General features: G+C 73.0%; 20 protein-coding genes, 1 tRNA gene and 1 pseudogene. 12 read left to right on the forward strand and 10 right to left on the reverse strand.

Annotation, left to right across the window (positions count from 1 at the left end):
- Positions 1 to 127: 127 nt before the first annotated feature.
- Together metG and ACFY0I_RS13910 are read right to left on the reverse strand one after the other, a co-directional pair.
- Positions 128 to 1,843: a methionine--tRNA ligase gene (metG, locus tag ACFY0I_RS13905; protein ID WP_388894443.1), complete on the reverse strand. Its 1,716-nt coding sequence runs from the start codon at positions 1,841 to 1,843 to the stop codon at positions 128 to 130.
- Between the two features lie 282 nt (positions 1,844 to 2,125).
- Positions 2,126 to 4,093 (reverse strand): hypothetical protein, encoded by a 1,968-nt coding sequence (locus tag ACFY0I_RS13910; protein ID WP_388894192.1) that lies wholly within the window; start codon positions 4,091 to 4,093, stop codon positions 2,126 to 2,128.
- Positions 4,094 to 4,332: 239 nt separating this feature from the next.
- Here ACFY0I_RS13910 and ACFY0I_RS13915 point away from each other — a divergent pair, with 239 nt between their 5' ends.
- Together ACFY0I_RS13915 and ACFY0I_RS13920 are read left to right on the forward strand one after the other, a co-directional pair.
- Positions 4,333 to 4,935 (forward strand): sigma-70 family RNA polymerase sigma factor, encoded by a 603-nt coding sequence (locus ACFY0I_RS13915; protein ID WP_388894194.1) that lies wholly within the window; start codon positions 4,333 to 4,335, stop codon positions 4,933 to 4,935.
- Positions 4,936 to 5,720: 785 nt separating this feature from the next.
- Positions 5,721 to 6,440: pseudogene (locus ACFY0I_RS13920) on the forward strand (IclR family transcriptional regulator C-terminal domain-containing protein); the annotation flags it as partial.
- 385 nt (positions 6,441 to 6,825) lie between these two features.
- Here the strand turns inward: ACFY0I_RS13920 and ACFY0I_RS13925 are convergent.
- Together ACFY0I_RS13925 and ACFY0I_RS13930 are read right to left on the reverse strand one after the other, a co-directional pair.
- Positions 6,826 to 6,910, reverse strand: a tRNA-Leu gene (locus tag ACFY0I_RS13925).
- 307 nt (positions 6,911 to 7,217) lie between these two features.
- Positions 7,218 to 8,159 (reverse strand): beta-ketoacyl-ACP synthase III, encoded by a 942-nt coding sequence (locus ACFY0I_RS13930; protein ID WP_388894197.1) that lies wholly within the window; start codon positions 8,157 to 8,159, stop codon positions 7,218 to 7,220.
- A 205-nt stretch (positions 8,160 to 8,364) separates the two neighbouring features.
- Between ACFY0I_RS13930 and fdhD the strand changes: the two genes are divergently transcribed.
- Positions 8,365 to 9,195 carry a formate dehydrogenase accessory sulfurtransferase FdhD gene (fdhD, locus tag ACFY0I_RS13935; RefSeq protein ID WP_388894200.1) on the forward strand — a complete coding sequence of 277 codons (831 nt, stop codon included), beginning with the start codon at positions 8,365 to 8,367 and terminating at the stop codon, positions 9,193 to 9,195.
- A gap of 26 nt (positions 9,196 to 9,221) precedes the next feature.
- Here the strand turns inward: fdhD and ACFY0I_RS13940 are convergent, their stop codons facing one another.
- Both ACFY0I_RS13940 and ACFY0I_RS13945 read right to left on the reverse strand, forming a co-directional pair.
- Entirely contained in the window at positions 9,222 to 9,647 is a 426-nt protein-coding gene (locus tag ACFY0I_RS13940) for a (2Fe-2S) ferredoxin domain-containing protein (RefSeq protein ID WP_388894203.1), read from the reverse strand.
- A 9-nt stretch (positions 9,648 to 9,656) separates the two neighbouring features.
- Complete coding sequence (locus ACFY0I_RS13945) at positions 9,657 to 10,694, reverse strand: bile acid:sodium symporter family protein (protein WP_388894206.1); 1,038 nt, start codon at positions 10,692 to 10,694, stop codon at positions 9,657 to 9,659.
- A 345-nt stretch (positions 10,695 to 11,039) separates the two neighbouring features.
- Between ACFY0I_RS13945 and ACFY0I_RS13950 the strand changes: the two genes are divergently transcribed.
- The 7 genes from ACFY0I_RS13950 (at position 11,040) to ACFY0I_RS13980 (ending at position 20,366) form a co-directional block, all read left to right on the forward strand.
- Positions 11,040 to 11,891: a LysR family transcriptional regulator gene (locus ACFY0I_RS13950; protein WP_388894209.1), complete on the forward strand. Its 852-nt coding sequence runs from the start codon at positions 11,040 to 11,042 to the stop codon at positions 11,889 to 11,891.
- A 177-nt stretch (positions 11,892 to 12,068) separates the two neighbouring features.
- Complete coding sequence (locus ACFY0I_RS13955) at positions 12,069 to 13,892, forward strand: AMP-dependent synthetase/ligase (RefSeq protein ID WP_388894446.1); 1,824 nt, start codon at positions 12,069 to 12,071, stop codon at positions 13,890 to 13,892.
- 158 nt (positions 13,893 to 14,050) lie between these two features.
- Positions 14,051 to 15,316: an ABC transporter substrate-binding protein gene (locus tag ACFY0I_RS13960; RefSeq protein WP_388894212.1), complete on the forward strand. Its 1,266-nt coding sequence runs from the start codon at positions 14,051 to 14,053 to the stop codon at positions 15,314 to 15,316.
- A gap of 16 nt (positions 15,317 to 15,332) precedes the next feature.
- The gene (locus ACFY0I_RS13965; protein WP_388894215.1) at positions 15,333 to 18,182 is read left to right on the forward strand and encodes an ATP-binding cassette domain-containing protein; all 2,850 of its coding nucleotides are present in this window, start codon (positions 15,333 to 15,335) and stop codon (positions 18,180 to 18,182) included.
- Positions 18,179 to 18,949: an ABC transporter ATP-binding protein gene (locus tag ACFY0I_RS13970; RefSeq protein ID WP_388894217.1), complete on the forward strand. Its 771-nt coding sequence runs from the start codon at positions 18,179 to 18,181 to the stop codon at positions 18,947 to 18,949. The genes ACFY0I_RS13965 and ACFY0I_RS13970 overlap by 4 nt, the downstream gene beginning before the upstream one ends.
- Positions 18,950 to 19,081: 132 nt before the next feature.
- Positions 19,082 to 19,930: an aldo/keto reductase gene (locus tag ACFY0I_RS13975; protein ID WP_388894220.1), complete on the forward strand. Its 849-nt coding sequence runs from the start codon at positions 19,082 to 19,084 to the stop codon at positions 19,928 to 19,930.
- A gap of 10 nt (positions 19,931 to 19,940) precedes the next feature.
- Complete coding sequence (locus ACFY0I_RS13980; protein WP_388894223.1) at positions 19,941 to 20,366, forward strand: RICIN domain-containing protein; 426 nt, start codon at positions 19,941 to 19,943, stop codon at positions 20,364 to 20,366.
- Between the two features lie 93 nt (positions 20,367 to 20,459).
- Here ACFY0I_RS13980 and ACFY0I_RS13985 read toward each other — a convergent pair whose 3' ends face one another.
- Entirely contained in the window at positions 20,460 to 20,765 is a 306-nt protein-coding gene (locus ACFY0I_RS13985) for a 4a-hydroxytetrahydrobiopterin dehydratase (RefSeq protein ID WP_388894226.1), read from the reverse strand.
- A gap of 166 nt (positions 20,766 to 20,931) precedes the next feature.
- Here ACFY0I_RS13985 and ACFY0I_RS13990 point away from each other — a divergent pair, with 166 nt between their 5' ends.
- Entirely contained in the window at positions 20,932 to 21,720 is a 789-nt protein-coding gene (locus ACFY0I_RS13990) for a helix-turn-helix domain-containing protein (RefSeq protein WP_388894228.1), read from the forward strand.
- Here the strand turns inward: ACFY0I_RS13990 and ACFY0I_RS13995 are convergent.
- A complete protein-coding gene (locus ACFY0I_RS13995; RefSeq protein WP_388894231.1) occupies positions 21,706 to 22,128 on the reverse strand; it encodes a hypothetical protein in 423 nt (140 codons plus the stop codon). The genes ACFY0I_RS13990 and ACFY0I_RS13995 overlap by 15 nt on opposite strands.
- A 622-nt stretch (positions 22,129 to 22,750) precedes the next feature.
- Between ACFY0I_RS13995 and ACFY0I_RS14000 the strand changes: the two genes are divergently transcribed.
- Complete coding sequence (locus tag ACFY0I_RS14000; protein WP_388894234.1) at positions 22,751 to 24,790, forward strand: TerD family protein; 2,040 nt, start codon at positions 22,751 to 22,753, stop codon at positions 24,788 to 24,790.
- Positions 24,791 to 24,891: 101 nt separating this feature from the next.
- On the opposite strand, the gene ACFY0I_RS14005 is transcribed toward ACFY0I_RS14000, so the two are convergent.
- Together ACFY0I_RS14005 and ACFY0I_RS14010 are read right to left on the reverse strand one after the other, a co-directional pair.
- Positions 24,892 to 25,509 (reverse strand): TOPRIM nucleotidyl transferase/hydrolase domain-containing protein, encoded by a 618-nt coding sequence (locus ACFY0I_RS14005; protein WP_388894237.1) that lies wholly within the window; start codon positions 25,507 to 25,509, stop codon positions 24,892 to 24,894.
- A gap of 73 nt (positions 25,510 to 25,582) precedes the next feature.
- Positions 25,583 to 26,059, reverse strand: coding sequence for a nuclear transport factor 2 family protein (locus ACFY0I_RS14010; protein ID WP_388894239.1), 477 nt, complete (start codon positions 26,057 to 26,059; stop codon positions 25,583 to 25,585).
- Between the last annotated feature and the right edge of the window lie 133 nt (positions 26,060 to 26,192).

Here is a 26,192-nt window from a genome sequence, read left to right on the forward strand (position 1 = left end):
TCCCCTACCTGGCGACCCGGTTTCCCCACCTCCCGACGCCGCCCGCACGCGCCGGAGGGGCGCGGCCCGTGGTGGGGCCGCGCCCCTCCGGGCGGGCAGGCGTGGGGGCCTCGGGCCTCCGGGAGCCTCAGGCCTCCGGGGAGCCGCCGAAGCGCTCGCGGTAGGACTCCAGGTCCTCCTCGGTGATCTTCGCGAAGAGCACCGGCGGGACGGTGAACGGGGTGCCGGCCGGGACCGCGTCCAGCGCCTTCGCCTGCTCCGGCGTCACCCACGTCGCGGTGTCGTCGGCGAGGGAGAACGCGGAGCGCATGGCGTGCGCCGAGGCCGGGATGAAGGGCTCGGAGACCACCGAGTAGAGGTGGATGAGGTTCATCGCGGTGCGCAGGGTGAGCGCCGCGCCCTCCGGGTCGGTCTTGATCTCCAGCCAGGGGGCCTTCTCCTCCAGGTAGGAGTTGCCGGCCGACCACAGGGCGCGCAGCGCGGCGGCGGCCTTGCGGTACTGGAGGGTCTCCATGTGGCCCTCGTACTCGGCCAGCAGCTCGGCGATCTGCCCGCCGAGCTTCGCCTCGACCTCGCCGGCCTGGTTGCCCGCGGGGACGTCGTCGCCGAAGCGCTTGCGCGAGAAGGACAGGACCCGGTTGACGAAGTTGCCGAGGGTGTCGGCGAGGTCCTTGTTGACCGTGGCGGCGAAGTGCTCCCACGTGAAGGACGAGTCGTCGGACTCGGGGGCGTTGGCGATGAGGAAGTAGCGCCAGTAGTCGGCCGGGAGGATGGCGAGGGCCTGGTCGGTGAAGACGCCGCGCTTCTGCGAGGTGGAGAACTTGCCGCCGTAGTACGTCAGCCAGTTGAAGGCCTTGACGTAGTCGACCTTCTTCCACGGCTCGCGGGTGCCGAGCTCGGTGGCCGGGAACATCACCGTGTGGAACGGGACGTTGTCCTTGGCCATGAACTGCGTGTAGCGCACGTCCTCGGCCTCGTACCACCAGGACGTGTAGTCGCGGTTGGCCGGGTCGGCGTCCGCCCACTCCTTGGTGGAGGCGATGTACTCGATCGGGGCGTCGAACCAGACGTAGAAGACCTTGCCGTCGGCGGCCAGTTCGGGCCACGTGTCGGCCGGGACGGGTACGCCCCAGTCGAGGTCACGGGTGATCGCGCGGTCGTGCAGGCCCTCGGTCAGCCACTTGCGGGCGATGGAGGACGCCAGCTGCGGCCACTCCTCCTCGTGCTCGGCGACCCACGCCTCCACCTCGACCTGGAGCTTCGACTGGAGGAGGAAGAGGTGCTTGGTCTCGCGGACCTCCAGCTCGGTGGAGCCGGAGATGGCCGAGCGGGGCTCGATCAGGTCCGTGGGGTCCAGGACGCGGGTGCAGTTCTCGCACTGGTCGCCGCGGGCCTTGTCGTAGCCGCAGTGCGGGCAGGTGCCCTCGACGTAGCGGTCCGGCAGGAAGCGCTCGTCGGCGGGCGAGTAGACCTGCCGGATCGCCCGCTCCTCGATGAAGCCGTTCTCCTGGAGCTTGCGCGCGAAGTGCTGGGTGATCTCCGCGTTCTGCCGGGAGGAGCTGCGGCCGAAGTAGTCGAAGGACAGCGCGAAGCCGTCGTAGACCGCCTTCTGGGCGTCGTGGGCCTGCGCGCAGAAGTCGGCGACGGAGATGCCGGCTTCCTTCGCGGCGAGTTCGGCGGGGGTGCCGTGCTCGTCGGTGGCGCAGATGTACAGGACGTCGTGGCCGCGCTGGCGGAGGTACCGGGAGTACACATCCGCCGGAAGCATCGACCCGACCATGTTGCCCAGGTGCTTGATCCCGTTGATGTACGGAAGCGCGCTGGTGATCAGGTGTCGAGCCATCCTCGGATGCTCCATTTCGTTCATGCGGTGACGATGTGCCGGTGACGGACCGTGATGGGGTTCATCGTATCGAACCGTCGAAAGGGCACGCGCCGCATTTGTCGGGGTGGACGTAACGCAAAAGCGAGGGTGGTGACCTCTCCGTCACGGCCCTCGCGATGGGCCCATGCTACAGGCGGCGGACCAGGCCCCCGACCGGCGTCCGGGAGCCGGACCGGCCACGACGCCGGTCCGAGCCGGCGACGGACACCGCGAACGCGCCGGCCGCGACCACCGCCCCTCTCAGTCCCGGCCGCCCCCCGCGCCGTCCAGGGCGGTGATCCGGCCGCCGCTCGCGAGGCGGCCCGTCAGGGACACCGGCGCCGCCTCCGCCGGGGACGGGGCGGTGAGGGTGCGGCCGTTCGCCTCCGCGCGGACCGCGCCGGACGCGGTGATGCCGGCGACCTCGCGGCTCCCGGCGGCGAGGAGGTACCAGCGGCCCGCCGGGGAGCGCCAGCGGGTGCCTGCGAGGAGGTGTTGGCCGAAGCGTCCGCAGGCGGCGGTGGACCGGGCCCGCGTGACGTCCTGCGGCGGCCCGGCGGGCAACCGCAGTTGGACGAGGACGTCGCCCGGTCCGGCCCAGCCGGAGGCGCGGGTGCAGGTCCACACGGCCCGGCCGGCGCCGTCGGGGAGTTCGGAGGCGGCGAAGTCCCAGACGTTCACGGCCCGTACGCCGCCACCGCGCAGCTCCCGCAGCCGGCAGGCGACGGGCGCCCAGGCGGCGCGGGCGGCGGCGCCGGTGGCCTCGCGGGGCTGGCGGGCGGCGACGGCCCCGGGACCGTCGGGCAGCGGGGTGTAGGTGAGGTGGACGGGGGTCGGCGTGCCCAGGTCGGCGAGGACGAAGGAGTGCTTCTCCACGATCCGGGCGGAGGAGGTCAGTTCGAGCGCGGGCCAGGCGTCGCAGGGCCCGGCGCCCCGGGGCGTCGCGGCCGGCGCGGTGACCCCGTCGGCGCCGACGACCAGTGCGGTGGTGGCGTCCCCGGGGCGGAGCAGGTCGCGGGTTCCCGCGGTGGCGATCCAGGGGGCGAGCAGGTAGCGGGCGGGTTCCCCGTCGGCGGGCGGGCCGAGGGCGAGGGCCGCGGCGGTGGTGACCCCGGCCTCGTCGGTGCGGGCGAAGTCGAGGGTCCGTCCGCGGGGGGCGGCCGCGGCTTCGGTGTAGCGGACCACGCGGTCGCCGTCGAGGAGCAGCACCACTGCCCGGGCGCCTCCGCCCGCCCCGGCCCCCGCTCCGGCGACGTTCCCGGCGTACAGCAGGTGGGGGTGGTGCGCCGGCGGATCGGTGGCGGTACCGGGGGCGGCCGTGACGGTGACGCCGCCGGGCCGGGCCGCCCAGGCGCCCAGCGCCCGGGCGAGGAGGGACCGGTCGGCGGTGCGGGCGCCGCGGGCGGGCCAGGCGGTGAAGTCGACCCGGGCGGTGTCGGCCCAGGCCTCGGCGGGGACCCGGACCAGTCGCGCGGGGTCGAGCACCCCTGCCGCGACCGGCCCCGCGGCGGGTGCGGTCGGGGTCGCGACCGGGCTCCCGTCGGCGACGAGGACCCCGCCGATCAGGGCCAGTGCCGCCACGGCGGCCCACCCGGCGCGGACCCTGCGGCGGCGGCGCAGCAGGTCGGTGGGTCGGGTGCCGACCATGCTGGAGTCGAACTCCGGGGCGCGCAGCGCCGACAGGAGCTCCGCGTCGACGGGTACGGCCAGGGCTTCGCGGACCCCGTCGGCCGGGTCGGCGGCGCCGGCCGCGCCGAGCAGCCGTACGACGGCCTCCTCGGGCAGTCCGTCCAGCCGGTGCAGCACGAAGGCGGCGCGGACCGGGGCCGGCGCGCCCGCCAACAGCCGGGCCGCCTCGTCGATCCCGCCGGCCGGGGGCCAGAACCGCAACCCCCAGACGAAGGGCGGCGCGGGCGGCCAACCGACCCGGGCGAGCAGCCCGCGCGCCCGCCCGGCGGGGGCGAGGGCGGCGCGCAGCACCCGGACCCGTACGCCGCCCAGGGGTCCGCCCGGGCTGTCGGGGCCGCCGGGCCCGCCCGGGTCGGGGCCGCCGCCGGCTCGGGGCAGCGCCCGTTGCACGGCCCGGTGCGCCAGGAGCACCCGGGGGTGCCGCCCGAGGGAGTCGGGGAGGGTGACGTACGCGAGGCGGACCAAGTGGGGGTAGTGCTCGACGAGCACCGCCTCGGCCTGTTCGACGGCGGTGGAACCGAATCGCTGTGAGGTGGCCACGCTCAGACGAACGAGTGAATCTTGGGATGGTCACACGCCGTGGGCTCGTCCTCCGGTGCGCGACGACTCCGGGATCGCATCCGGCATATGCGTATGCGCTGGTCAGGCCCTCACGCGATCGAGATCGATCGGGATTCGGTCATCACCGAACGTAATATTTCCAGGTTTCTTCTCTGCGCCCTCCGAGTGCGCCCGCGCTGATCTGATGGCCCCCGCACCAGGGGATGAGGTGGGGAACGGTGAACGATGGCGGACCGGAGGAGTCCGGTGGGGCCGTGGGGCTGCCGAGTCGGCGCCGGCAGCCGACGCCGATGAGCCAGTGGGATCCGACCGCGCGCCTGTCGTACTGGGCCTTCCACGCGAACCGGCGGCCCGCGTACATGCGTTTCGCGTACCTCCAGCTCGGCTCCGACGCCGCCGCCGAGGACGCCGTCGACGCCACCTTCGACTCGATCATGAACGAGTGGCTCCGGATGCTCCACATGGACCGCCTCGACGCGTACGCCTGGACCGTCCTGAAGCAGCGCCTCGTCGACCGGCAGCGCCGCCGCGACCCCCGCCGCGGGCAGCCCGAGCCGATGGACATCAGCGCCTTCGAGGCCGCCCTCAAGGAGGCGCACGCCGATCGGTACGAGGTGCTGACCGACACGATCCGCTTCTACTCCGCCGTCTCGCGCCTCGCGGAGCGGCAGCGGGACACCGTGATGCTCCGCTACGGACTCCGGTGCACCCCCGGAGAGGCCGCCGCCGTGATGGGCGTCGATGAGGCCACGGTCCGCTCGCAGCTCGGCCAGGCGCACCGGCGGCTGGCCCGGCTGCTCGACGCGGACGCGCAATCATGAGGCCGCCGGAGGGCCGCGACCGCGCCGGGAACCCGCGCCCGCTGGCCGAGTTCCTGGACCGGGCCGGCGTCCGCGACCGCTATCCGCACTACGACCTCGGCAGCGCCGAGGCCAGGCTGCTGCGCGTCCCCCTCGTACCCGGCGTGCCCTCCCCGGTCCGGGCCCGGCGACGTCCCTTCGGCTGGAGCGATCCGGCCCGCGACTGCCCCCTCGACGCCGAGCGGGCCCGCCGCGACCTGAAAGCCGTCTGCCTCACCGTCGTCTGCGACCCGCGCGCCGAGCGCGATCTCGGCCGCTTCCTCGACAGCGGGCACGCCGACCTGCCGGGCGCGGTCGTCTTCGGCTGCCTGCTGCACCTGGCCGGCCTGCGCGAAGGATCGCGTTTCTGGTGGCAGTTCGCGGCCGGCGCGGGCACCGCGCGCACCGCGCCCGCCGCCTACTGTCTCTTCCTCGACCACTCCCGGCGCGGTGAGCACCACGACGCCCGGGTCTGGGCTCGCGAGCTGGGCCTGCGCGGTTTCCGTCCGAGCGGCCGCCGCGAACTGCGCGAGGTACGGCTGTGCGCCCAGGCCGCGGTCCTGCGCTACGTCGACCAGTCGGACGATCCCGACCTGGGCCCGGTGCCGCTGCCGCTGCCGGGGCTGGTCCCGGTGCTGGCCGCGTTCCTGCCGCCGCCCCCGCTCCGCGCCCCCCACCCCCGCCCCGGCGCGGGGCCGCTGCGCCATCCCGCGTTGACCTCGGCCGCGCGGGCGGCGGGCTCCCGGGCCGCCGGGACCGGCGAGGCCATGGCGCAGGCGCGGCGCGCGCTGGACGTCGTACGGGTGCTGGAGCGGTACCCGCTGGGCGTCCGGACCGGCCTGCTGGCACGGGAGACGGGCCTGACCGAGGCGCGACTCGGCCCGCTGCTCACCATGTTGTGCGAGGAGGAGTACGCGTACCGCCCGGGCGCGGGGGTCTGGGCGCGCGGCCCGGCCCTGGACCGGCTCGGAGCCCCCGGCGGGCAGGGCCTGGCGGGGCAGCTCCAGCGCACCCTGGCCCTGGCCCGCGACAGCGCGGGCGCCGCCGTGTACCTGAGCCGGTACACGGAGGGCGAGGTCCGGATCACCCAGATGGCGGACGGGCCGGGGGCTCCGCCGGTGCGGGAGTGGGTGGACTTCCGTGCGGCCGCGCACGCCAGCGCGGTCGGCAAGTGCCTGCTGACACAGCTCGACCACGACGGTCGGGCCGACCACGTGGCCCGCCACCGTCCCGCCCGGCTCACGCCGCGCACCATCACCGACAGCCGGGCCCTGTTCAACGCCCTCGACGCGGTCGCCCCGGGCGCCCCCGTCTTCGACCTCCGCGAGTACTCCCCCGGTGTCGTCTGCGCGGCCGTCCCGATCGCGACGGGCGACGCGGCCGGCAGCCTCGCCCTGTCCCTGCCCGCCGCCCACGCCCACCGGCTGCGCTCGGCGACCGAGGCCCTGCGCCGCAAGGCCGTCCCGGTGCTGTTGGCGCTGCTGCTGTCGGGCGCCATCCCGCCGGACGCCGCGCCGGCGGGCCCCGTACCCGAGGCCGCGCCCCCGTCGACCCGGATGACACCGGAGACGCTGCGCCACCTGGGCCGGCTCTTCCGTGCCCCGCTGACCCGGATGAGCTGCGGCGCGCCCGCGCCGGACGGCCCCCACCTGGTCAGCGACCCCGCTGCGGCGACGGCCTACCTCTTCGACGCGCCCGCCCCCGACGGCCCGCGCCTCTCGCTCCCCCGCACCTTCACCGAGGTCGTGCCGGGCACGCTCCCGCCCCCCGACGGCCTGGGGGTGCTCCGGATGTGACGCCCGCCCGCCTCCCCCGACACGGGGGACACGGGAACGCAGAAGAGCCCCACACGATGTGTGGGGCTCTTGCTCGTGTCCGAGGGGGGACTTGAACCCCCACGCCCGATAAAGGGCACTAGCACCTCAAGCTAGCGCGTCTGCCATTCCGCCACCCGGACCAGGTGGTCGGCCCCGGTTTCCCGCGGCGACATGGACAACAATAGCAAAGGATCGGCGGGGTTCCGACCAGTTATCCGGGGCGCCCGCACTCCGCCACGCCGCGCTGACCTGCGAGCATGCCTGACGCCGGTTGGCGGGACGGATCGTCTCGCGAGGGGCCCGGCGATGAGCGCTCGGCTCCCGCGTTCAGCCGGTCGTCGCGTGGAGCCGTCGCCCGTACCGACCCTTCCGGTCGTGCGGGTCCCCCGGCCCTCCCCGATGCCGGTACGGACACGGCATCGGGGTCCCGGGTGGTGCGGCCCTCGGCTACGGGCAGTGGATGACCTGGCCCGCGTAGGAGAGGTTGCCGCCGAAGCCGAACAGCAGGACGGGGGCGCCGGCGGGGATCTCACGGCGTTCCACGAGCTTCGAGAGGGCCATGGGGATGCTGGCCGCCGAGGTGTTCCCGGAGTCCACGACGTCCCGCGCGACGACGGCGTTCACGGCGCCGATCCGGGCGGCGAGGGGCTCGATGATGCGCAGGTTGGCCTGGTGGAGGACGACCCCGGCGAGTTCCTCGGGGGTGATCCCGGCCTTCTCGCAGACCTTGCGGGCCAGCGGCGGCAGCTGGCTGGTGGTCCAGCGGTAGACGGACTGGCCCTCCTGCGCGAACACCGGGGGCGTGCCCTCGATGCGTACCGCGTGACCCATCTCCGGTACCGACCCCCACAGGACGGGCCCGATGCCCGGCTCCGCGCAGGCCTCGACGACGGCCGCGCCGGCGCCGTCGCCGGTCAGGACGCAGGTGGCGCGGTCGGTGTAGTCGGTGATCTCGGTCATCTTGTCGGCGCCGATGACCAGGGCGCGAGTGGCGGAACCGGCCCGGATGGCGTGGTCGGCGGTGGCCAGCGCGTGCGTGAAGCCCGAGCAGACGACGTTGATGTCCATCACGGCCGGGCCGCCGCCCATGCCGAGCTTGGCGGCGACGCGCGCGGCCATGTTGGGCGAGCGGTCGATGGCGGTGGAGGTGGCCACCAGGACGAGGTCGATGTCGTCGGGGGTCAGTCCGGCGTTCGCGAGGGCCTTCCCGGCGGCCTGGTAGGCCAGCTCGTCGACCGGTTCCTCGGGGCCCGCGACGTGCCGGGTCCGGATGCCGACCCGGGACCGGATCCACTCGTCGTTCGTGTCGACCATGGCCGCGAGGTCCTCGTTGGTGAGCACTTTCGCGGGCTGGTAGTGCCCTAGCGCCACCACGCGTGAACCGGTCATGGGCGGGGTCCCCCTTTGTACGGAAGTCAGGATTTCCCAGCTTCGCCTGCTACCGGTCGGTACGGGGGCGCGTGACCCAACAGGAATCTCACACCGATGTTTGGAGAATTCCGAGCAACTTCCTGCCGAGGACGTCGTGGGCCGCAGATCCGGGAGAATGTCCTCGTCAGGTGCACGACGAGGACAGAACGGATGGTCGATCGCCATGGGACGGGTGACCGAACGGCGCCGCGTCGTGCGAATCCGGAACGGGGTGGTCGGGGTCCGCCCGGACACGCTGGTGGCCGAGGAGCCGCTGGAGATCCGGCTCAACGGGAAACCGTTGGCCATCACCATGCGCACGCCGGGGGACGACTTCGCGCTGGCGGTCGGCTTCCTGGTGAGCGAGGGCGTCATCGCGCACGCCTCCGACGTCCGGGCCGTGACCTACTGCGAGGGCGCCACGGAGGACGGTTCCAACACCTACAACGTGGTCAACGTGCAGCTGGGCGCGGGAGTGCCGCTGCCGGACATCACGCTGGAACGGAACGTCTACACGACCTCCTCCTGCGGCCTGTGCGGCAAGGCCAGCCTGGACGCGGTCCGCACCGCGACGCGTTTCCCCGGCATCGCCGACGATCCGGTACGGGTCACCCCGGATCTCCTCGCCGAGCTGCCGGACCGGCTGCGAGCGGCGCAGAAGGTGTTCGACCGTACGGGCGGGCTGCACGCGGCCGGGCTGTTCTCGGCGGCGGGCGAGCTGCTCGACGTACGGGAGGACGTGGGGCGGCACAACGCGGTGGACAAGATCGTCGGACGGGCCGCCCAGGCCGGCCGACTGCCGCTGAAGGGAGCGGTGCTGCTGGTCTCGGGCCGGGCGTCCTTCGAGCTGGCGCAGAAGGCGGTCATGGCCGGGATACCGGTCCTGGCGGCCGTGTCGGCCCCGTCGTCGTTGGCGGTGGACCTGGCGCTGGAGTCGGGTCTGACGCTGGTGGGCTTCCTGCGGGGCCGGGACATGAACGTGTACGCGGGCGAGCACCGGATCGACCTTCCGTAGGCCCCGGCCCGGGCGGAGGGGACGACCTAACGACGGCGACCGCGGCGCGGGGTGGGGGCCGGCTTCGGTTCCGGCGGGTCGATGCGGTGGAGGTCGAGGGTGGCGGGCAGCGGGGTGCTGCCCGGTCCGCCGGACTCGGCCCAGGCGATGATCTCGTCCGTGGCGGTGTCGTCCAGGGCGAAGCCGAACCAGACCGCGCGGGCTCCCCTGCGGCGGTTCTCCGTGGTGGGTTGCACGACGATGACATTGGCTTGGGCGCACGGTCCGAGGCAGTCGCTCGTCCGGACGGCCAGCAGGCCCCCCGACGCGGCCGCGGCCTCGCGCAGCCGGGCGAGTTGACCGGCGTGGTCGGAGCCCGGGTTCTTGCGGGGGTCCCCGCAACAGCAGCCCCGGCAGACCACCAGGGTGCAGGGGCGTGGGGCGTTGGCGGCGAGCGGGCGTATCCAGGTCACCGACGCACGTTACCGGCCCTGTGCGGCGGGGTGTCGGACGGCGTGGGAGACCTCCGCCACATCATCGGGGGCGCGGGGCACCGGGTCCTGGGCGCGCCGTCGGGCCAGCACCGCGCAGACCATCAACTGCATCTGGTGGAACAGCATCAGCGGCAGCACCGCGAGGCCGGCCTGGGCCCCGAACAGGACGCCCGCCATGGGGACTCCGGCGGCGAGGCTCTTCTTCGAACCGGCGAACTGGATGGCGACGCGGTCCTCGCGGTTGAACCCGAGGCGCTTGGCCCCGTACCAGGAGGCGAGCAGCATCACCGTGAGGAGCACGACCTCCACGACGATCAGCGCACCGAGCCGCGGAAGGCTGACCTGGCGCCAGATCCCGGCGGCCATGCCCGCGCTGAAGGCGGCGTAGACGACGAGCAGGATCGAGCCGCGGTCGACGAGGCCGAGGACCTGCCGGCGGCGGACGAGGAGACCGCCGACCCGGGGGCGCAGGAACTGGCCGAGGAGGAAGGGCACCAGGAGCTGTACGACGATCTTGAGGAGGGAGTCGAGGGAGAAGCCTCCGGAGCCGCCGCCGAGCAGGGCGGCGGCGAGCAGGGGGGTCAGCACGATCCCGATGAGGCTGGAGAAGGAGCCGGCGCAGATCGCGGCGGGGACGTTGCCCCGGGCGATGGAGGTGAAGGCGATGGACGACTGGACGGTCGAGGGGACCAGACAGAGGAAGAGCAGGCCGCTGTAGAGGGGTTGCGTCAGCAGGCCGGGCACGAGGAGACCGGCGGCCAGGCCGAGCAGCGGGAAGAGCACGAAGGTGCAGGCCACAACGGTGAGGTGGAGCCTCCAGTGGCGCAGGCCCTCCAGGGCCTCGCGGGTGGAGAGGCGGGCCCCGTAGAGGAAGAAGAGCAGCGCCACCGCAGCGGTCGCGGCGCCGCTCGCGACGCCGGCGGCCTGGCCGCGGGCGGGGAACAGGGCGGCAAGCCCGACGGTCCCGAGCAGGGCCAGTATGTACGGGTCCAGCGGGAGCCGGGAGGGCAGTCGGGGGCGGCGCATGCGGGGCTCATTTGCTGTCGGGGCGTACGGGCGGGGCCGGACCGGACGGGCCGATCGGGGCTCCGCGGCCTGGCCGCGGGGCGGGACCACTGCCATGGTCGCGAATCCCCGCTCATCGGGAAACCGGCACACCACACTGACTGTCATCACGGATCGCGATGGAGCCCCGGCGACGGCAGGTGCGCCGGCCGCCGGGGCGGGCGGCTCCCCCGCCCACCGACCGGGTCGGGCGCGTCACCGGTTCGCCGCGCGGGGGACGGCACGGTGCGGGCCGTCCCGTCCCCGGGATCCCACCCGACCCGCGCCGCCCGCTCGACCGGCCGAGGTACGGCCTAGCATGGCCGCATGTACGACCCGGTTCAGCTGCGTACGTTCCTCACGGTGGCCCAGACGCTGAGCTTCACGCAGGCCGCGGACCGGCTCGGGGTGCGGCAGTCCACGGTCAGCCAGCACGTGCGGCGGCTGGAGGAGGCGACCGGGCGACCGCTCTTCGTACGGGACACGCACAGCGTGGCGCTGACCGAGGACGGTGAGGCGCTGCTGGGGTTCGCGCGGACCATTCTGGAGGCGCACGAGCGGGCGGTCGCCTGGTTCACGGGGACCCGGTTGCGCGGGCGGCTGCGGTTCGGGGCGTCGGAGGACTTCGTGCTGACCCGGCTGCCGGAGATCCTGGAGGGGTTCCGGCACGAGCACCCCGAGGTGGACCTGGAGCTGTCGGTGGAGTTGTCGGGCACGCTGCACGAGCGGCTCGACGCGGGGCGGCTGGACCTGGTGCTGGCCAAGCGGCGCGGTCCGCAGGACGAGCGGGGCCGGCTGGTGTGGCGGGACCGCATGGTGTGGATCGGGGCCGAGGGGCTGCGGGTGGATCCCGAGCGTCCGGTGCCGCTGATCCTGTTCCCGCCGCCGGGGATCACCAGGGCCCGGGCCCTCGAGGTACTGGAGCGCGACGGCCGGGCCTGGCGCATCACCTGTACGAGCGGCAGCCTGAGCGGCCTCATCGCGGCGGCCCGCGCCGGCCTCGGGGTGATGGCGCACGCCCGGGGGCTGATCCCGCCGGGGTTGGCCCGGGTGGGAGGTCTGCCGGAGTTGGGGCCGGTGGAGTTCGCGCTGCTCCAGGGCCGGCGGCCGACGCCGGCCGGTGAGGCCCTGGCGGCCGCCGTCCTCGCGGGCGGGGACCGGCTCAGCAGGCCGGCGTGAACCGGCGGCGGGAGCCGGCCGGCGGGTCGGACACCGGGCCGCCGGGCAGGGCACCGGGCCGGGGTCGGACCGGGCCCCGAAGCTGCCCGTAGGGATCTTGTGGAGGTTTCCCGGGGGCTGCCGGGGGTGGGGCCCCGTGGGGTAGCGTCGCGGCGCCCCAGGGAGAGGAGCGGGATGTTGCGCGAGTTCACCGTCCCACCCGTGGTCGCGGGCGCGCCGGTCGGCGGTCTGGCCGACGTGGTCTTCGAGTACGCGGGGCAGGACCCGGACCGGGTGGTCCTCGGCCGCAAGACGGGCGGGGTGTGGCGGGACGTGACCTCGCGGGAGCTGGCCGGGGAAGTGCTCGCGCTGGCCAAGGGACTGCTCGCGCAGGGCATCCGGTTCGGGGACCGGGTCGCGCTGATGTCCCGTACCCGCTACGAGTGGACGTTGTTCGACTTCGCGCTGTGGGCGATCGGGGCGCAGCCGGTGCCGATCTACCCGACGTCCTCGGCGGACCAGGTCCAGTGGATCCTCCAGGACGCGGACTGCGTCGGGTGCCTGGTGGAGGACGAGAACCAGGCGATGACGGTCGGGTCGGGCATCGAGGGGTTGCCCGGGCTGCGGCGGTTGTGGCAGCTCGACGCGGGCGCGGTGGAGGAGTTGGTGGCGGACGGCCGCACGGTCGCCGAGGACGTGGTGCACCGGCACCGGCGGGCCGTCACCCCGGACGCCGTGGCGACCGTCATCTACACCTCGGGGACCACGGGCAGGCCCAAGGGCTGTGTGCTCACCCACGCGAACTTCATGTTCGAGGCCGACACGATGGTGGCCCGCTGGGAGCCGGTGTTCCGGGCGGGGCCGGGCGAGCAGCCGTCGACGCTGTTGTTCCTGCCGCTGGCGCACGTCTTCGGGCGGATGGTGGAGGTGGCGGCGGTGCGGGCGCGGGTGAAGCTGGGGCACCAACCGGTGTTGGCGGCGGCTGAACTCCTCCCGGACCTGGCCGCGTTCCGACCGACGTTCGTGTTGGGGGTGCCGCACGTCTTCGAGAAGGTGTTCGCGGCGGCCCGGCGCAAGGCCGAGTCGCAGGGGCGTACGGGGCCCTTCGACCGGGCGGTGGAGACGGCCGTGCGGTACGCGGAGGCCCGTGAGGAGAAGGCCTTCGGGACGGGACCGGGACCTTCGGCGGGGCTGCGGATGGAGCACCAGCTGTTCGAGAAGTTGGTGTACGGGAAGGTCCGCGAGGCCATGGGCGGCCGGGTGCGGCACGCGATGTCGGGCGGCTCGGCGATGTCGAGACGGCTCGGGCTGTTCTTCGACGGCGCGGGGATCAGGGTGTTCGAGGGGTACGGATTGACGGAGTCGTCCGCGGCAGCCACCGCGAATCCGCCGGGGGCGACGAAGTACGGGACGGTGGGGCAGCCGATCCCGGGCAGTACGGTCCACATCGCGCAGGACGGAGAGGTGTGGCTGTACGGCGGGCACGTCTTCTCCGGCTACCTGAACGATCCGCGGGCGACGGCGGAGGTGTTGCGCGGCGGCTGGCTGGCGACCGGGGACCTGGGCCGGCTCGACCGCGACGGGTACCTCACCATCACCGGGCGCAAGAAGGAGATCCTGGTGACCTCCAACGGCAAGAGCGTGTCGCCGACCGCGTTGGAGGAGCGGGTGCGCTCGCACCCGCTGGTGGCGCAGTGCGTCCTGGTGGGCAACGACCGGCCGTTCATCGCGGCGCTGGTGACCCTGGACATGGAGGGGGTCGCGCACTGGCTGTCGATGCGGGGGTTGCCGCAGTTGACGGCCCGCGAGGTGGTGGGTGATCCGGAGCTGGCGGCCGAGGTGCGGCGGGCGGTGGTGGCGGCCAACACCCTGGTCTCGCAGGCCGAGGGGATCCGGACGTTCCGGGTGTTGGCCGAGCAGTTCACCGAGGAGCGCGGGCTGTTGACCCCGTCGCTGAAGCTGAAGCGTCGGGCGATCGAGAAGGCGTACGCGCGGGAGGTGGCGGACCTGTACCCATCGTGACGGGTAGGTCCGCCGCAAGCGGCGACGCACCCCCGGCGGATCGCCGACGAGGGAACCGACGGAATCTGACGGCCCGTCATTTCACTTCGTCATTGATATTGACGGTACGTCAGCTCACGCACAGAATGCGGGGATTCCGACCCGAGGGGGATCCACCCATGTCGCGACCCATCCGCGCCCTGGCCGCCGTGGCGGCCGCCCTCGCGCTCGTCTCCGCCTGCAACTCCGCCTCCAACCACACCGATCCCGGCAAGCCCGGAACCGGGGCGCAGGCCGTGCGCGGAGTGAGCGCCGACTCCATCAAGGTCGGCGGCATCGTGTCGATGACGAGCGCCGGCGGCTACAGCAAGAAGGACACCGACCTCGGGGCCAAGGCCCGCTACCTGCGGGCCAACGCGGAGGGCGGCGTCAACGGCCGCAGGATCGACTACATCGGCGCGGAGGACGACGGCCAGGACCCCGGTAGGAACCTGGCCGCCGCCCGCAAACTCGTCCAGCAGGACAAGGTGTTCGCGGTCTCCCCGATGAGCTCGGTGACCTTCTCCGGAGCCGACTTCCTGGAACAGGAGCAGGTCCCCACCTTCGGCTGGGGCACCCTGCCGTCCTTCTGCGGCCCCAAGCACATCTACGGGTTCAACGGGTGCCTGGTCCCCAGTCCCGGCGGCAGCATCAACCAGACCTGGCCCGAGGGCATCGGCCAGGTCCTCGGCGGCAAGCAGGGCAAGTCGGTGGCGATCATCGCGAACGACAGCGACGCCGGGAAGTTCGGCATCCGCACGTTCCAACAGGGCTTCACCAGCGCCGGGTTCACGGTGTCCTACGCCAAGGCCTCCGTCCCGGCGACCGCCGTGCCCAGCGACTGGTCGGCGTACGTCAAGGACATCCTGGGCAGCAACGGCGGCAAGGCCCCCGACGCGGTCGTCTCCGTCATGCAGACCCCCAACAACATCGGTCTGTTCACCGCGCTCAAGCGCGGCGGCTACAAGGGGCTGCTGTCCGACCCGACGGACTACGACCCGGGGCTGCTCGCCAAGGACGCCACCAAGCAGGCCCTCGACGGGGTGCACGTCCTGCTCCAGTTCGAGCCCTTCGAATCGCGGAGCGCCGGCATGGCCCGCTTCAAGGCGGACATCAAGGCGGCGGCGGGCGGTCAGGAAGTGCCCCTCAACATGCACATGTTGACCGGCTACATGTCCGCCGACCTCTTCCTGTCCATCGCGCAGAAGGCCGGGAAGGACCTGACCGTCGCGTCGTTCCAGGCCGCCGCGCAGGGGTTCTCCGACACCGGCACCCTCGTCGGCGACCGGTCGCTGCCGAAGGGGCAGAAGGACAGCTTCGGCTGCGGGGCGCTCGTACAGCTGAGGGAAGGCACGTACGAGGTGTCCGTGCCGTTCAAGTGCCACGAACCGATCCCCTTCACCTGAGGGCCGGGGCAGCGGGATGGAAGACCTGCTCGTCTTCGTACTGAGCGGCCTGGTGTCCGGCGCCCTGTACGCGCTGCTGGCCACCGGGCTGGTGCTGTCGTACTCGGCGTCCGGGCTGTTCAACTTCGCGCACGGCGCCACCGCCTACCTGTGCGCGCTCACCTTCTACGAGCTGCACTCCGGACTGGGCTGGCCCGCCGTCCCCGCGGCGCTGCTGGTGGTGTGCGTCCTGGCGCCCGGGCTCGGTTGGGGGTTGGACCGGCTGATGTTCCGGCGGCTCGCCCGGGTCGGGGAGACCGCCCAGATCGTGGCGACCATCGGGCTGCTCGTGGCGCTGCCCGCCGCCGGGCTGTGGACGGTGGAGCTGCTGGGCGAGGCGGGAGCGCCGGTCCGGCCCGCCGAGAACCAGTTCGGGCTGCCCGGGGTGGGGCCGAGCCCGGCCCGGTCCTGGCAGCTCGCGGACGGCGTCGGCATCGACTCCGACCAGCTGATCACCTGGGTCGTCACGGCGGTGGTGGCCGTCGCCCTGTGGGTGCTCATGCGTCACACCCGGCTGGGCCTGCGGCTGCGGGCCGCCGTCGACAACCGGTCGCTGACCGAGCTGCGCGGGATCAGCGCCGACCGGCTGTCGTCGGTGGCGTGGATGATCTCGTCGGGTCTGGCGGGGCTCGCGGGGGTGCTCGCGACCCCGCTGCTGGGGCTGTCCGCGCACGACTTCACCCTGTTCCTGTTCGTGTCGGCGACCGCCGCCGTCATCGGCCGGTTCGCGTCCGTACCGCTGGCCTTCGCCGGCGGGCTGGGGCTCGGGGTCCTGCAGAACCTGGTCGCCGGTTACGCCTCCTTCGCCGAGGGGATCACCGGGTTCCGCACGGCGGTGCCGTTCCTGATCCTGTTCGGGGGGCTGCTCGTGCTGACCCGGCGGGCGCGCACCGCGGGGGTCGCCGCGGTCGACGTACCGTCCCCCGACCATCTGGCGGGCGCGTCCTGGACGCGTCGTTGGGGTGGCTGGGCGGTGGCCGCGGCCCTGCTGTGCGTGGCGTTCTACACCGTCACCACCCCCTTCTGGACGGGGCTGCTCGCACAGGGCCTGGCCATCGCGCTGGTGTTCATGTCGTTCACCGTGGTGACCGGGCTCGGCGCGATGGTGTCGCTGGCCCAGGCCACCTTCGTCACGGGCGCCGCGCTCGTCGCGGGCCTCCTGATGAGTCGGGGCTGGCCCTTCGTGGCGGCGCTGGCGGTGGGCACCTGCGCGGCGGCCCTGCTCGGGGCGCTGGTCGCGCTGCCGGCGCTGCGGCTCGGCGGGCGTTCCCTCGCACTGGCCACGCTGGCGTTGGCCTTCCTCGCCGACCAGGTGCTGTTCCAGCTGCGGTGGCTGCGCAACGGCGACTCCGGTTGGTCCGTCCCGCGGCCGGTGATCGGACCGCTCGACCTGTCGGACGACCGGGCCTTCGGGGTGGCCCTCGTGGTCCTGGCCGCCGTGGTGGCCGCCGCGCTGGGCGCGCTGCGCGATTCGCCGTCGGGGCGGGCGATGCTCGCCGTACGGTCGGCGCCGGCGGCGGCCATGGCGTCCGGGGTGTCCGTCCTGCGCACGAAGCTGACGCTGTTCATGCTGTCGGCCGGGCTGGCCGGCTTCGGCGGCGTCCTGTACGCCTCGTACAACACCCGGATCACGGCGACCGACTTCACGGCCATGACGGGGCTGGTGTGGCTCGCGGTCGTCGTGGCGGCCGGGGTGCGGCGACCGCAGTACGCGGTGGTGGCGGGGCTGGTCTTCGCCGTGGCCCCGCGGGTGCTGTCGGACTGGGTGACGGAGTCGGCGCACCTCCCGGTGATCCTTTTCGGGCTGGCGGGACTGGCGCTCGCCAACGATCCGGACGGGTACTGCGCCGCCCTCCCCGTACGCCGGGCACGCCGGGCGGCGGCTGCCGGGGCGGGGACGTCGCCCGGGGCGGACCCGGCATCGCCCGGCGGCGGAACCGGAAGCGGAACCGGAGCCGGAGCCGGAGCCGGAAGCGGAAGCGGAGCCGTTACGGAGGACGGGCCGGAGCCGGGGACCGCCGCCGGGTCGCCCGGTGCGCGTCCCGGCCCGGTCACCGTCCCGGCCGCCCGTCGGCCGCATGGCCGGCCCCCTTCGACGGTCGGAGGTGAGGACGGGGGCCGTCGCGCTCCGGGGGTGCCCGCGCTGGAACTGCGGGACGTCACCGCCGGGTACGACGGCGGGCTCGTCCTGCACGGGGTCGGTCTCACCGTGCGTCGCGGTGAGATCCTCGCCGTGCTCGGACCCAACGGGGCCGGGAAGTCCACCGCCTGCCGGGTCGCCGCCGGACTGTTGCCCGTCACCGGCGGGACGGTCCTCGTGGGCGGGCGGGACGCCACCGGGGAGGGGGCGGTGCTCCGGTCCCGGGCCGGGGTCCTGCTGGCGCCGGAAGGGCGGGGGATCTTCCCCGCGCTCACCATCGAGGAGAACCTGGCCCTGTACCTCCCGGAGGCCGCCGCCCGGGCCGCCGTCTACGACCGCTTCCCCCGCCTCGGGGAGCGGCGGGCCGTGGTGGCCGGGGCGCTGTCGGGCGGGGAGCAGCAGATGCTGGCCCTCGCCCCCTTGCTGGAGCGCCCGCCGCAGGTGCTGATCGCGGACGAGCCCTCGCTCGGGCTCGCGCCGCGCGTCGTGGACGAGGTGTACGGGCTGCTCACCGAGATCCGGGACGCCGGCAGCGCGCTGCTGCTGGTGGAGGAGAAGGCCGCGGAGATCCTGGGGATCGCCGACACCGTGGCCTACCTCACCCAGGGCCGGGTCTCCTGGTGCGGCCCCCGGGCCGAGGTGGAGACGGACCGGCTCACCGAGGCCTACCTGGGGATGGCGACATGAGCGGCTACGTACTGGAGGCGAGCGGGGTCGGTGTCCGCTTCGGCGGGGTGAGGGCCCTGACCGGGGTGGACCTGGGCGTCCGCGCCGGGGAGGTGTGCGGGCTGATCGGGCCGAACGGGGCGGGGAAGACCACCTTGTTCGACGTCCTGTCCGGGATCCGTCGGCCCGACCGGGGGCGGATCCTGCTCGACGGGGCGGACGTCACCCGCCGCTCCCCCGTCTGGCGGGCCCGACACGGGATGCGCCGTACGTTCCAGCGCCAGCAGTTGTTCGGGCAGCTGAGCGTGGCCGACAACGTGCTCGTCGCCCAGGAGTGGCGGGGCGGCGGGGGCGGCCTCGGCGCCGACCTGCTGGCGCTCCCGGCGCGCCGCCGACTGGAGCGGGAGCGGCGCGAGCGGGGGCAACGGGTCCTGGCGTCCTGCGGGATCGGGGCGCTCGGGGAGCGGTACGCGGGCGGGCTGCCCGTCGGTCGGGCCCGGATGGCCGAGCTGGCGCGCGCCGTGGCCGACCCGCCGAAGGTGCTGCTGCTGGACGAGCCGGCGTCCGGGATGTCGGCGCCGGAACGGGAGCAGCTCGCCGCGGTGGTGCGGCGGCTCGCCGAGGAGGAGGGCTGCGCGGTGCTGCTGGTCGAGCACAACGTGGCCTTCGTGATGGACCTGTGCGCACGGGTCGTCGCGCTGGACCTCGGCGCGGTCCTCGCCGAGGGGACGGCGGCCGAGGTGCGGGCGGATCCCCGGGTGAGGGAGGCGTACCTCGGTACGACCTGACGCGGTTCACGGCCCGGCCGGCCGGGGGGCCTCGCGTCCGGTGGCGGGAATACGGTGTACGGGGGGCCGGTTGTCGCCCCTCGTACACCGTGGCGCGCCACGGCCGCACCGACCCGAGGGAATCGACCGCACGTGAACCAGGTCCCCACCGTCAAGCTCAACAACGGCACGCTCATGCCCCAGCTCGGATACGGCGTCTGGCAGGTCCCGGACTCCGAGGCGCGAGAGGCCGTCGGCACCGCGCTGGAGGCCGGCTACCGCAGCATCGACACCGCGGCCGTGTACGGCAACGAGGACGGTACCGGTAGGGCGCTGGCCGCCTCCGGACTGCCGCGCGCGGAGCTGTTCGTCACCACCAAGCTGTGGAACGGGTCGTCGCGGACCTGGGACCGGGACGCGGTGCTGCGCGCGTTCGAGGACTCGCTGGGCAAGCTGGGCCTCGACCACGTCGACCTGTACCTGATCCACTGGCCGCGCCCGATGCGCGAGGACTTCCTCACCATCTGGAAGACCTTCGAGGAGATCGCCTCCGACGGCCGCGCGAAGGCCGTCGGCGTGTCGAACTTCCGTCCCCGGGACCTGGAGCGGCTCGGCGAGGTGAGCGACCTGGTGCCCGCCGTGAACCAGATCGAGCTGCATCCGCTGTTCCCGCAGGAGGAGCTGCGCGCCCTGCACGCGGAGCGGGGCATCGTCACCGAGGCCTGGTCCCCGCTGGGCCAGGGCAAGGAGCTGCTGACGCTGCCCGCCGTCGCGGAGATCGCCGCCCGGCACGGCCGCAGCGCCGCACAGGTGGTGCTGCGCTGGCACCTCCAGCTGGGCAACGTGGTGATCCCGAAGTCCGTGACCCCCGCCCGGATCCGGGAGAACCTGGACGTCTTCGGGTTCGAGCTGGACGCCGCCGACCTCGCCGCGCTGGACGCCCTGGGCGCGAGTGCGGCGGGCCGGCGCATCGGGCCGGACCCGGCCGTCTTCGACGTCTGAGGGCGCCGGCGTGAACCTTCCCGACGGGCTCTACCGGATCAGGAACGTCGAGAGCGGGCTGGTCCTCCAGCTGGAGGGCGCCTCGCGGGTGCGGGTCGGCCCGGACGGGCCTCCCGCGCCGGCGGCGGCCCGCCGCTGGCGGATCTCCCCCGTGCACAGCGGCGGCGGCGTCTTCCACCTGGTGAGCGAGGACAACGAGCGGCGCCTGGACGTCGCGAACGCCTCCACGGACAGCGGCGCCCGGGTGCAGGTGTGGCGGCCCAACGCCTTCGGAGCCCAGGAGTGGCTCGTCGAGCAGCACCTGGACGACCCCGGGGTGGTGTCGCTGATCGCCTGCATCAGCGGACTGCCCCTGGAGGCCGATGCGGAGGGCCGGGCCCGTCAGGGCGAGGACACCGACTCCCCGTCCCAGTGGTGGCGGCTGGAGCCGCTGTAGCGGCGCCTCCAGGGACGTACGGAGCCCCGTACCCGACACCTCGGGTACGGGGCTCCCGCCGTGACCGCCGCCGGCCCCGCCCGGAGCGGGGCCTCAGCTCGCGCCGTGGGCCGGGGCGAGGGCTTCGACGCGTTCGGCGAGCGCGAAGTCGGCCTCGGTGACGGCCCCGCCGGCGTCGTGGCTGTTGACCGAGAGACGGACCGTGTCGTAGCCGAGGGTGAGGTCGGAGTGGTGGTTCAACTCGTCCTGGACGGCGGCGATGTGGGCGACCAGCGCACTGGCCGCGAAGTGCGTGCCCAGCCGGTAGGTGCGCAAGATCCGATCGTCCTCGAAGGCCCAGCCCGGAAGTTCCCGCAGGCGGTCCTCGATGTCCTTCTGCGACAGCGGCTCACTCGGCATGCACCGGCTCCTCGTCCCTCGGCTCCACTGACTCCACGTCTTTTGCACGTCCGTGACGTGGAGTCAAGGTTCGCACAACACGGGCCGCAGGGGACCTACCGCGCCACGGTGCGTGCGTGTCCCGCCGGGGCTTTCGATCGCGCCGTCCTCGGCTAACGTCGGGGCCATGACGACGGCGACTGTGGGGAACCTGCTGCGCACCTGGCGGGAGCGGCGCGGCATCAGCCAGCTGGAGCTGGCCGGCCGTGCCGACTCCTCCTCCCGGCACATCAGCTTCGTGGAGACCGGCCGGTCCCGGCCGAGCGAGGAGATGGTGCTGCGGCTCGCCGATCACCTCGACGTACCGGTGCGGGACCGCAACGCCCTTCTCGTCGCCGCCGGTTACGCCCCCCGGTACGCGCACACCCCGCTGGACGCCCCCGCGATGGAGGTGCTCCGCGAGAGCCTGGAACGGCTGATGACCGCCTACGACCCGTATCCGGCGCTGGTGGTCGACGCCACCTACGACGTCGTCGCCGCGAACCGGGCCGTGATGATGCTCCTCGACGGGATGCCGGAACACCTCCTCGCCCCACCACTGAACGTCATGCGGATCACCCTGCACCCCGACGGTCTGGCCCGGCGGATCCACAACCTGCGCGAATGGCGCGGTCACCTGCTGGAGCAGATGGAGCGGCAGATCGCCCTGGCCCGCTCCCCCGCGCTGCGCGCCCTGTACGAGGAGGTCGCCGCGTACCCGGTCGCGGACCGACCCGACGACGCCGAGCCCCGGGAGTCGGTCCCGTACATCGCGCTGCCGCTGCGGGTCGAGCACGACGGGCAGATCCTGTCCTTCGTGTCGTCGATCTCCACCTTCAACACGCCGATGGACGTGACCGTCGCCGAGCTGGCCATCGAAACGCTCCTGCCGGCCGACCCGGCGACGGCGAAGTACTTGCGCTCAACGGGTTCCTGAGTCGGCGGCGCGCAGCGCCAGTTGCTGGAGCAGCGCGAACGAGGCGACCGTCAGCGCCTGCGCCGGGATCCACACCGCGCCCGCGGTGGTGGGCGCCGGTCCGACGAACAGCGCGACCAGACTGAGGGCCGCCCAGGCGTAGTTGGCCTCGATCACCACCTTCACCGGGAAGGCCGACGGCCGGGGCCGGGAGGCGAGCAGCCCAACGCCGGCGCCGTACAGGAGCAGGAAGACCCCGAGGCCGAACAGGAGCGTCCCGTCGACGCCGAGCAGCCGGCCGAGCGGGGCGGAGAACGCGGCGTACGCCACCCCGTTGCCGGAGGTGACCACGGCGTCCAGTGCGAGGAAGCGGCGCAGGGCGGTCTGCGGGACGGTGGTGCGGGCGATGCCGAACAGGGTCGCGGACATGGTGGTCAGCCTCCATCGAGGTCGGATGCGCGGGGGTGGGCACCGGACCCCGGAGGCGAGTGCGCGCCCCCGGAACCCGATGCCCCCACTGTGCCGCCGCCCGGGACGGTGGTCGATTACCTCCGACGTAAGGAAGGGCCGGACGAGGGCTCGGGTACGAGGCCCCCCGTACCTGCCCGCCCCAGGGGTGCGCGCGTCCTGTCGTCCATGCCCGTCCCCACGGATCCAGGCCGTGTCGCCTCCGATGGCTCTGGCGAATAAGCCCGTTCCGCGGCGAGGGCACGGGCACCTCCGCTTCAATGTGCGCCATGGAACTCCGAGAGAAGCGCCCGTGGGCAGCTGACAATCACGGGGGCGGCACGGCTTCGGCACGGGGCGAGTGCACCTGGGGAGCTCCCTGCTCCCGCACCCCGGCATGGAGCGTGCGGGTCGGCGACGCCGGCGGCGACAGCTGGTGGGCCGCCTGCCCGGATCACGCCGCCGCATCCACGGTGCTGTCGCCCGACACCGTCAACTGAACAGCACACGAGTCCGAAGGCGCCGCGCGTCTCGCGGCGGCAGCCCGGGACGGGTGGCTCGGTGGGGCGGTCGCGTGCCCGATGTGCGAGATCTGGGGGGTTCCATGCGTGAGATGGTCAAGGGTTCGAACGTGGCGCTGGCCGCGCTGAGCGAGAACGTCAGTTCGCTGATCGTCAGCTTGAGTTGGGTCAGCCCGACCGGTGAAGGCGACGCGGACGTGTCCGTCCTGCTGCTCGACGCGCACGGCAAAGTACGCGGTGACGGCGACTTCTACTTCTACAACAACGCGGTAGCACCTGACGGAAGCGTACAACTGCTCGGGAAGACGCCGACGGAAAGCGGCGACGAGGACCGGATCAGCTTCGACCTGACCGTGGTGCCGCCCGGCATCGACCGGATGGTCGTAGCGGCGAGCCGCTACGAAGGAGCCGGCTTCGGAGAGCTGGAAGACCTGAAGGTGACATTGGCCGATGGAGGCGGGGAGAACCTTCTCAGCTTTGCCATTGATGACGCCGGCCCGGTGAGCGCGATCATCTTCGGCGAGTTGTACCGGCGTGAGGAGGAATGGAAGTTCCGCGCCGTCGGACAGGGTTACGGAGCCGGCCTGGCGGGCCTGGCCGCGGACTTCGGTGTCGACATCGACGACCGCGCGGACGCGGAAGAGGTTCCGAGCGGCGAAGAGAGCAGCGCGGAAACCGTGGCGTCGGTTCCTGCTGCGGCAGTTGAGCAGGAATCCCGCGTTTCGCCGGGCCTGGTTCCGGATCCCCGTCCGCCCTTCGACGAGGTGGAAGCGAAGAAGGCGGCGAGGCCTCGCACCGCCAAGAAGAAGGTCACGCTGCCCAGCGTTGCCCGGAAATCCTTGGCGGACAATGAGTCCTGGCAGCAGGCCAGGCTCTTCCCGCTCTCGGTGCTCAGGAGCGACCGGGACCGAGAGATGCGCGCCACGTCGGTACTGCTGTCAGTGATGGCGCAGGTGCCGGAATTCGGACGGAGACTTACCGCGGCATTCGGAGCGCCGGCGGGCCGTATGGAGACGTTCACCGAGGTCTCCTTGCCGCACGGAGATACACCGCGGCGCCCCGACGGGGTGATTCGTGTCGAGCGGGCCGGCAAACTGTGGACCGCTCTGGTGGAGGCCAAGACCAACGGCAACGCACTCAAGTCCGAGCAGGTGCAGGCGTACGTGGACATCGCCGCACGTCGTGGCTACGAGGCCGTGATCACGCTGTCGAACGACGTCGCGTTGGAAGGCAGCCCGCTCGTCGACATCAAGATCGACGGAAGGCGCAAGCACAAGGTGGCTCTCCGGCACCTGTCGTGGGCCGAAGTCGCTTACCAGGCACAGATGCTGATCCGGTACGAGGGCGTCGGGGACAAGGCGCATGCCTGGCTGCTCCAAGAACTGCTCCACTACCTGCGGCACGAGAACTCCGGCTGCCACGGCTTCCAGAACATGGGATCGGCCTGGGTTCCCGTACGCAACGGAATCAACGACGAAACGCTGTGCCAGGGCGATCCGCGCTCCCTGGACTTGGTCGAGAGCTGGGAACGGCTCATCCGTCAGATCTGCCTCAGTCTCGGTGGTGAACTCGGACAGAAGGTTCTGCCCGTCCAGAGATCCAAGCGTGGAGCGGATCCGAAGACCCGCCGCATCCAATGTGCCGATCAGCTGTGCCTCGACGGCAAGCTTCAGGCAGAGCTCCGGATCGAGGGAACGCCCGGAATCCTGGGGATCTGCGCCGACTTGCGTACCGGCAAGCTTCGCACCTCCATCGAGTTCCCCGCACCCGAGCAGGGCTACCCGCTGACCTGGGCCAAACGCCTCGTCCGACGTCTGGCGGAGGCGCCGGCAGACCTCCACGTCGAAACCCGGGTCGAAGGAGGGACGGGAGGGCCACGGGGCACGTTGGAACGGCTCCGCCCGGAGCCGGCGGGCATGCTCCCCCCGAACAGCAACACCCGCATCACCGGCTTCCGCCTGTCCCTGTTCAAGGGCATGGGAAGCAGCCGCGGGAATGCCGAGACCGGTTTCATCCGCAGCGTCGACGACGCCGTTCACCGCTTCTACACGAGCGTGGTGGTCCACCTGGACAGCCCGACGTCCCGGCAAGCGTCGATGAAGGAACGTGCTGGAACGGGGTGACGCCATGCCGTGAACGGGCGCGCGCGCCCCCCTTCTCACCTGCGACTCGCGAGCAGTGGGTGCCGGCGTACGTCAGGGGATCCGGTCCCCGCGCGGGGTGGTCACAGGCTTCGTAGGAGGTCGGCGAGCGGGGGCGGGATCCGGTCCGCGGCGAGGGACTCCGTCAGGAGACGGCCGTAGCGGATCTTGCGGCCCTTCTTCGTGCCGAGGAAGCGGCGCAGCAGTCGCTGCCGGGGGCGGCCTTGGTGAGCGGGCTGGTGCAGCAGGGTCTGCCAGGCGCGCAGGTCGCCCTCGGCCTCGATGATCTCCTCGACGCGCGCCGTGCCGAGCGTGCGGATGAGTTCGTCCTCCAGGTCCGCCGCGCAGACGAAGAAGGTCGCGCCCGGCGCTCCGGCCCGCGCCAGGCCGCGCTCGTAGAAGCCCCGCTCGTTCTCGTCGCACAGGCCGGTCAGGCGCAGGCCCAGTCCGGGCGGCCCGAGCAGGCCGGCGTACCGGGCCACGTTCATCGCGCCGCGCATCGACAGGACGGCCACCCCTTCGGCGGCGAGGTCCCGTCCCTGCCGTTCGGCCAGGGCCTCGACGGCTTCCAGGTCGCTCGGCCCTTCGAGCAGCACCGCCGTCCGCAGCCCGAGCCGCGCGGCCAGCTCTCCGGCCGGTCCGCCGGGCCCGCCCGCCGCCCATTCGCCCACCGCGTCCCGGAACGCCCACATGTCCACCATGCGGTGAGTCTGCCCTGCGGCCGGCGGCGCGGCACGGCATTATCCGGCGGCGCCGTGGAGCGCCGCGCGCCCGCTACCGCTCGTCGGCCGGGGCGAGTCGGTCGGTGGGGCCGGCGAAGGACAGGAACAGCGAGCGGCGGCTGAGCAGCCAACGGCCGTCGACCTTGCGGAAGGCGTCCTCGTAGTGCCCCACCTGCGTGGGAATGCGAGGGGGCACGTAGCCCGCGCCGGTGTGTCCGTCGACGCGGTAGGTCGTGAAGTAGGTGGTCGCGGTCGCCGTCGTGGCCGAGGTGAGGGTCACCAGGATGTTCGTGCACAGGCGGCGCGAGAGCCGGTCCGCGGGTCGGGAACCGAAGTAGGCCCGAAGCGCCTCACGACCCTGGGACCTTCGGCCGTCGAAGGCCCATTCCCAGACGCCGTCCTCGGTGAAGAGCTCGGCCACGTCACCGGGGTGCCCGAGATCGAGCTCGCGGACGAACTCCAGGATCAGGCGCTCGCAGGCCCGTTCGGCGATCAGACGGTCCGTGGGGTGGAGGTCTTCGATATCCATCGTCCTTTCCTACCAGCACGGTGGGGGCCGTCACGACTGTGTTTCACGGCGCGGAGGGCCAACCTTCTTTGAGACCGACCGCAGGGAATGTTGGGGTTGTGCTGGTTCGGTGAAGGGCCGGGGACTAGGCTTC

It is taken from the genome of Streptomyces sp. NPDC001568 (genome assembly GCF_042893755.1).
Taxonomy (GTDB): domain Bacteria; phylum Actinomycetota; class Actinomycetes; order Streptomycetales; family Streptomycetaceae; genus Streptomyces.